Genomic DNA, 6,965 nt, shown 5'->3' with positions numbered 1-6,965 from the left:
CGGCCTCCGGCGGGCGCCCTTCGCTCTGCGCCCTTCGCTCTGCGCCCTTCGCTCTGCGCCCTTCGCTCTGCGCCCTTCGCTCTGCGCCGTGCGCCTACGACCGGGCGGAGCGGACCCGGACGATCGCGAAGGCGGCTGCCGCGAGGCCCAGCACGCCCACGACCAGCCCGGCGATGCCGAGGCCGCGGGCCGTGGAGTCGCTCGCGTCGGCGGCCTTGGACGTGTCGGCGGACGTTGTCTTCGACGGCGCGGCGGCAGCGGTCTCGCCGCCCGCGGTGAGCTTGAGCATGGGCGCCGGGTTCTCCGGCTCGTCCCCGCCGCTCGGCTCCTCGATCCAGCGGGCGACCTTGCCGTCGGAGTAGGTCTGCAGCGTCTTGAACGTCAACTGGTCGGTGTCGTCGGGCAGCTGACCGAAGGCGACGTCGAAGTCCTCGTACTGCCCGGCGCCGATCTTCCCGCCGGTGAAGGTGATCTCGGAGGCGGCTTCGGTGATCGTGCCGTCGTCGGTCTTCACCGGCTTCTTGAGCTTGGTGGTGGTCACCTTGGCGGTCCAGCCGTCCTGCGGGTGGACCAGGACGCCGAGGACGGGGTGGTCGGTGGGCAGGAAGACCTGCACCTTGGTGGTGGAGGCGCTGTCCTCCTCGTTGGGCACGCGGAAGGTCAGCACGCCGTCCGTGGCCCCCTTGGCGTAGCTCTCCGGGTGGACGGTGACGTGCGCGGAGGCGACGCCGGCCGCGGCGAGGAGTCCGGCGGCGGTCAGGGCGGCGAGGGTACCGGCACGGCGCAGGGTGGTGCGTGTCGCGGACATGAGTGAGGTGATCTCCGTACGAGTGACGTGGTGGATGGTCAGACCGGGTACGGGATCGGGGCCGGGGGTCCGCGGCGGCTCACCGCGTGCCGCAGCGCGGGCCGGCGGGGCGGCTCGGGGCCGTCCGGCACCCGCAGGGCGGGACCGGCGGGGGCGGGCGGCCGGGTGCCCCGCCACCAGGCGAGGAGCCCCGCGGGTACGAGTGCTGCGGCACGGCGCAGCAGCGACCACAGCGCGGCCTCGCCCCGCCTGAGCCACCAGGACGCGACCAGAGCGGCGAGGACGTGCGCTGCGGTGGCGCAGGCGGTCGGGTGCGTGTGCACCGGCTGGGCGTGGGCCTGCGTCATCGCCATGGTGTGGCCGGGCATGGACGCCATGCGGAGCATGTGCGCACTGCCCCCAGCGGTGCTCTGGTGGGCCGCGTCGAAGGCGATGTGCAGGCCGGCCTGGGTGAGGAGCATGGCGGCGCCGATGCCCGGCAGCGACCTCTCCCGTCCGCCGAGCGTGCAGCCGAGCGCGAAGACCGCGAGAAAGGCGACGGCGTCGGCCCACAGCGGCGGCATGTCCCCCATGGCCAGGCCGTGCCCGGCGGCAGCCAGCAGCACGCACACCGCGGCGAACACCGCGCCGCGCAGGCTCCTTACCGCCGGTGACGCGCTCATGGTGAGGGATCCTCCCACGGCCGGGAGGCACGTGAGGCACCGATGTCCTGTTCCGTCACCCGTCCGGTCGTGACGGCGACGGGCCGGGCCGGGGCGTCTCGGGGCGCCCCCCTTGACGTCACCGCCGGCGCACCGAGAACGGCGAGTACGGCGGCCGGGGCGAGGACCGACCGGGGGGCGCGCTCGGCGTAGGGCTGGTCTCGGCGAGGAGGTGGCCCCATGCGGGGGACGGCGGCTGCGCGCCGAGGCCGAGGAAGCCGAGCGGGCGGAGAACCCGCAGGTCAGCCCTTCTGCTCCACCCGCACCCAGTCCACCTGCGCCTGCACTCCCCCGGCCGCGACCCTGTCCACGCTCGACTGCGGCAGGCCCCAGTAGGGACTGGTCACCTTGTTCCAGCCGGCCGGGTACGCGCCGCCGAGCGCGAGGTTGAGGATCACGTACTGGTTGTGGTCGTACACCCACTGGCCGCGGGTCGATTCGAGGACGTTGCGGGTGGTCTCCTGGACGAGGCGGTCGTCGACGGAGAAACGCATCGCCGTCGGGGTCCATTCGACCGCGTACGTGTGCCACTGGTCGGCGGTGCCGCCGTTCGGATAGGTCTGGCGGGCGCCGATGTTGCCGTCCGCCGAGTAGCCGGGGCCGTGCAGGGCCGAGCTGGTCCAGTCGCCGTAACCGATGTTCTCCATGATGTCGGTCTCGCCGGAGGCCGGCCAGGAGACGGAGGGGTCGTCCACGTCGGAGCCCAGCAGCCAGAAGGCGGGCCAGAAGCCGTCGCCGACGGGGAGTTTCATGCGGGCGCTCACCCGGCCGTGGGCGAAGTCGAAGTTCGTGTGCGTGTCGATGCGTCCCGACGTGAAGTCGTAGGTGCCGCCGCCCGCCCGGGTGCAGCCCTTGCAGTACTTCGCCTTCAGGATCAGGCTGCCGTTCTCGGTGCGGATGTTGTCGGAGGAGTCGACGTATGCCTGGGACTCGCCATTGACCGGGCCCATCTCCGTGCCGGTGCGCACCACCCGCCACTTGGAGCGGTCCGGGCCCGCGCCGGTGAAGTCGTCGAAGAACGTGGTGCGGTACGTGCCCGGCCGGTCGGCGGGGAGTGACGGGTAGGCGGCCGCCGCGCTGCCACCGGTGCCCCAGACCTGGAACTCGTAGAGCGAGTAGCCGAACTGGGCCGTTGCGGGGGCCGGATTGTAGAAGGAACGGCGTTCCTTACCGAGCATGCGGACGTAGCGGCCCGTCACGGGCGAGGGCAGTGTGACCGTGTCGTGCAGGCCGGCCGCGTCGGAAGGGGACTGCACGTTCGCACGGCGGGCGGCGATGTCGGCGGCCGAGGGCTCGTACACCGTGCGCCAGGTGCGGTTGTCGTCGGAGACCTGCAGGAGGTAGTCGACCGCGTACGCCGACTCCCAGTACAGGTCCACGGTGTCGATCGTCGACTGCGCCCCCAGGTCCACCGACACCCACCGGTCCGCGTTCCAGTCGCTCGACCAGCGGGTCGGGTCTCCCTTCAGGTCGGCCGGCCAGCCGCCGTCCGTGACGAACGCCGGCGAGTTTCCCGCGTGCTGGTAGTGGTTCGAGTACGCCGGGTGGTTCAGCGCGAGATTGGTGCGGGTCGAGGACGCCGGGGCCGGTTCGCCACCGTAGACCTTGAAGCTCCACAGCGAGTAGCCGTAGGGCGTGGCGCGTTCCAGGCCGCGCAGGCGGACGTAGCGGCCGGTGACCTCCTGCGGGTAGGTGTGGGCGGTGACGGAGCCGCCGGTACCGGCGGTCTCGGTGTAGAAGGGGGTCCAGTCGGTGCCGTTCGCCGAGGCCTCCAGGACGTAGCGCCTGCCGTAGGCGGCCTCCCAGTCCAGGACGACGTGGTCGACGCGGATCACGGAGCCGAGGTCGACGCGGATCCAGGCGTCGTCGGCGAAGTTGCTGGACCAGCGGGTGGCGCCGTTGCCGTCGACGGCGAGGCCCGCGGCGGTGCCGGCGTTCTCGCTGCCGGAGGCGGTGACGGCGGCCGGGTTCGCGGCGTAGGCGGCGGCCGCGCGGTCGGTGTCCCAGGAGACGGCTGCCGGAGCGCCGTGGGCCGGGGCGGCCAGGAGCGGGCCGGAGGCCAGCAGGGCAGCGGTGGCGACTGCGGCGAGCAGGGTGCGGGGGGTACGGGATGGCATACGGCTCTCCTTGTGGGGTGGAGGTGCTTCTCGTGCTCCTCGTGCTTCCTGTGCTCCTCGTGGTTCCTGTGCCCCTCGCCGCATCCTTGTCGCGATCATGACAATTGCGGGAAAGGGGTGGCCCAGTGGGCAGGGGCTCCCGCACCCCTGCCCACCGGCCGTCCGGGCCCCGGCTCAGGCGGCCCGGCGTGCCTGGCCGCGGTGGACGCGGACGATGTCCGCGTACCGGTGTCCGCTGCCCTTGATCGTGCGCACCTGGGTGCGGTAGTCGACGCGGACGAGGCCGAAGCGCTTCGCGTAGCCGTACGCCCACTCGAAGTTGTCCAGCAGCGACCAGGCGAAGTAGCCCGCCAGCGGAGCGCCCCTGCGGGCCGCCGAGGCGCACGCGGCCAGGTGCCGCTCCAGGTAGTCCTGGCGCTCCAAGTCGTCGACGGTGCCGTCGGAGCGGACCACGTCCGGGTAGGCCGAGCCGTTCTCCGTGACATAGATCCTGCGCGGGCCGTACTCCTCGGTGAGGCGCAGCAGCAGCGCCTCGATGCCGCCCGGGTCGATCTCCCAGTCCATGCCGGTACGCGGGACGTCCGGGCGGCGCACGGAGCGGACGCGGGGGGCGGGTCCGTCGGGGTCGTCGGCGACGTACGCGGGGAAGTAGTAGTTCAGGCCGAGCCAGTCCAGCGGGGCCGCGATGGCCTCCGAGTCGCCTGGTTTGTCCGGGAGTTCGATGCCGTACGCCTCCACCATGTCGGCGGGGAAGCCGCGGCCGTGCACCGGGTCGAGCCACCAGCGGTTCACATGCCCGTCGTGGCGGCGGGCGGCCGCCAGGTCCTCGGGGCGGTCGGTGGCGGCGTGCACGGTGGAGAGGTTGTTGACGATGCCGACCTCGGCGCCCGGGGCGGCGGCGCGGATCGCCTGCGTGGCGAGGCCGTGGCCGAGGAGCAGGTGGTAGGAGGCGCGTACGGCGGCCGTGAGGTCGCTCCAGCCGGGGGCCATCTTGCCCTCCAGGTGGCCGATCCAGGCCGAGCAGGAGGGTTCGTTGAGGGTCGCCCAGAGCTTCACGCGGTCGCCGAGGCGTTCGGCGACCGTCGAGGCGTACTCCGCGAACGCGAGTGCGGTCTCCCGCTCCGGCCAGCCGCCGCGGTCCTGGAGGACCTGCGGCAGGTCCCAGTGGTAGAGGGTGACGGACGGGGTGATGCCCGCCTCCAGCAGGCCGTCCACCAGTTCGTCGTAGAAGGACAGGCCCCTGGGGTTGACCGGGCCGGTCCCGCCGGGGATCACCCGCGGCCAGGCCACCGACAACCGGTAGGCGTTGACGCCGAGCCGTCGCATCAGGCCGATGTCCTCGCGCCAGCGGTGGTAGTGGTCGCAGGCGACGTCACCGTGGTCGCCGTTCGCGATCTTCCCGGGGGTGTGCGAGAAGGTGTCCCAGATCGACGGTGAACGGCCGTCCTCGGCGACGGCTCCCTCGATCTGGTAGGCCGCTGTCGCCGTGCCCCACAGGAAGTCGTGCGGGAGTGCGGCGAGGTCGATGCGTTCGGACACGGAAGTCCCTTCGGGATACGGGGTGTCGGTCACTTGACGGCGCCCGCCGTCAGACCGGCGACGAGATAGCGCTGAAGGAGCAGGAACCCGGCGACCACCGGCACGCTCACCACGAGCGAGGCGGCCATGATCTGGTTCCAGTAGACGTCGTTGAGGGTGGAGTAGCCCTGAAGGCCGACGGCGAGGGTGCGGGTGGTGTCGTTGGTCATGACGGACGCGAAGAGCACCTCGCCCCACGCGGTCATGAAGGCGTAGACGGCGACCGCGACGATGCCGGGGATCGCGGCCGGTACGACGATCCTGAGCAGTGCGCCGAGCGGTCCGCAGCCGTCCACCAGGGCCGCCTCGTCCAGCTCGCGCGGCACCGAGTCGAAGTAGCCGATGAGCATCCAGATGGAGAACGGCAGCGAGAAGGTGAGGTACGTCAGGATCAGGCCGCCGCGGGAGCCGAACAGGGCGATTCCGGTGGCGTTGCCGATGTTGACGTAGATCAGGAACAGCGGCAGGAGGAAGAGGATGCCGGGGAACATCTGCGTCGACAGCACGGTCACCGTGAAGACCCGCTTGCCGCGGAAGTCGTAGCGGCTGACGGCGTAGGCGGCGAACACGGCGATGGCCACCGAGCAGACGGTCGCCGCGCCCGCCACGATCAGCGAGTTCACGAAGTACTTCGCGAGCGGGACCGTCGACCAGATGTCGATGTACGGCCGGAAGGTCAGCCCGCTCGGCAGCCACCGGAACCTGCCGGTGACGTCCGCGAGGGGCTTCAGCGAGCTGGAGACCATCACGTACACCGGCACCAGCACGAAGCCGGTGAGCAGCGTGAGGAAGATCCGGCGGGACCACACGAAGGAGCGCGGGGGCGCCGTCGGGGAACTGGGGCTAGACATCTGCGGCTCTCCGTCCGCGCGAGGTGACCAGCAGGTACACGCCGGTCACGACCAGCAGGAAGAGCAGCAGCAGGACGGACATGGCGGATCCGGTGCCGAAGTTCCAGGTGACGAACGAGGCCTGGTAGATGTGGACCGAGATGAGGTCGGCGGCCTCGGGGGCGGCTCTGCCGAACAGGACGAACGGGGTGTTGAAGTCGTTGAACGTCCACAGGAACAGCACCAGGACCAGCACCTGGTTGACCGGGCGCAGCGAGGGCAGGGTGATGCGGCGGATCTGCTGCCACATCCCGGCGCCGTCCAGCGCCGCCGCCTCGTACAGCTCGCTCGGGATGTTCTGGAGTCCGGCCATGACGATCAGGAAGGCGAACGGCCAGCCCTTCCACACGGACACGGTCAGCAGGGCGTAGAAGCTGTTGTCGCCGATGAGCCAGAAGGAGGGCTTGCCGGTGAGGTGCAGCTGGTCGTGCAGGACGTGGTTCACCAGGCCGTTGTCGTGCTGGAACATGAACACCCAGGTGATGACGGCCGCGTAGACCGGCAGCGCGTACGGCACCAGGAACAGGGCACGCAGCAGGCCGCGGCCACGGAAGGCGTCCTGCATGAAGACGGCGGCGGCGGTGCCGATCAGCCAGCACAGGCCGACCGACAGCAGCGTGAAGGCGACGGTGACGAAGAAGGAGTGCAGCAGGGCCTCGCCGACGGGGGCGTCGAAGTCCACCGACACCTTGTAGTTGCCGAGGCCGGTCCAGGGGGCGCTCTCCCAGTCGCGGATGTAGAACTGGGTGAGCTCCTTGAAGCTCATCACGATGCCGATGACCATCGGCACCAGGTGGACGAATAGTTCGAGTAGCAGGGCGCGCAGGAGCAGTAGGTACGGCAGGAGATCGGAACAGCACACTACTGAACT

The 6,965-nt window shown here is 71.0% G+C and carries 6 protein-coding genes and 1 pseudogene; all 7 read right to left on the bottom strand.

Features of this window, described 5'->3' with window-relative positions:
- Window positions 1–94: 94 nt before the first annotated feature.
- Window positions 95–808 (bottom strand): YcnI family protein, encoded by a 714-nt coding sequence (locus tag AB0H32_RS45415; RefSeq protein WP_361134646.1) that lies wholly within the window; start codon window positions 806–808, stop codon window positions 95–97.
- Window positions 809–846: 38 nt separating this feature from the next.
- Window positions 847–1,470 (bottom strand): hypothetical protein, encoded by a 624-nt coding sequence (locus AB0H32_RS45410; protein WP_361134645.1) that lies wholly within the window; start codon window positions 1,468–1,470, stop codon window positions 847–849.
- Window positions 1,467–1,732: pseudogene (locus AB0H32_RS45405) on the bottom strand (ABC transporter permease); the annotation flags it as partial. The gene AB0H32_RS45410 and the pseudogene AB0H32_RS45405, both read right to left, overlap by 4 nt.
- A gap of 19 nt (window positions 1,733–1,751) precedes the next feature.
- The gene (locus AB0H32_RS45400; RefSeq protein ID WP_361134642.1) at window positions 1,752–3,626 is read right to left on the bottom strand and encodes a discoidin domain-containing protein; all 1,875 of its coding nucleotides are present in this window, start codon (window positions 3,624–3,626) and stop codon (window positions 1,752–1,754) included.
- Window positions 3,627–3,800: 174 nt separating this feature from the next.
- Window positions 3,801–5,165, bottom strand: a complete 1,365-nt coding sequence (locus tag AB0H32_RS45395; protein WP_361134639.1) for a GH1 family beta-glucosidase — start codon at window positions 5,163–5,165, stop codon at window positions 3,801–3,803.
- A 29-nt stretch (window positions 5,166–5,194) separates the two neighbouring features.
- Complete coding sequence (locus tag AB0H32_RS45390; protein ID WP_361134636.1) at window positions 5,195–6,055, bottom strand: carbohydrate ABC transporter permease; 861 nt, start codon at window positions 6,053–6,055, stop codon at window positions 5,195–5,197.
- The coding region (locus AB0H32_RS45385) for a sugar ABC transporter permease (RefSeq protein ID WP_361134633.1) at window positions 6,048–6,965 on the bottom strand (918 nt) is incomplete at its 5' end. The genes AB0H32_RS45385 and AB0H32_RS45390, both read right to left, overlap by 8 nt.

The organism is Streptomyces sp. NPDC020362 (assembly GCF_040642095.1).
GTDB lineage: Bacteria > Actinomycetota > Actinomycetes > Streptomycetales > Streptomycetaceae > Streptomyces.
This window is presented reverse-complemented; position numbering and strand designations above follow the sequence as displayed.

What these genes read in the sequence shown, in the direction of transcription:
- AB0H32_RS45415 (WP_361134646.1), bottom strand. Translation starts at nt 808, where the DNA reads ATGTCCGCGACACGCACCACCCTGCGCCGTGCCGGTACCCTCGCCGCC.
- AB0H32_RS45410 (WP_361134645.1), bottom strand. Translation starts at nt 1,470, where the DNA reads ATGAGCGCGTCACCGGCGGTAAGGAGCCTGCGCGGCGCGGTGTTCGCC.
- AB0H32_RS45400 (WP_361134642.1), bottom strand. Translation starts at nt 3,626, where the DNA reads ATGCCATCCCGTACCCCCCGCACCCTGCTCGCCGCAGTCGCCACCGCT.
- AB0H32_RS45390 (WP_361134636.1), bottom strand. Translation starts at nt 6,055, where the DNA reads ATGTCTAGCCCCAGTTCCCCGACGGCGCCCCCGCGCTCCTTCGTGTGG.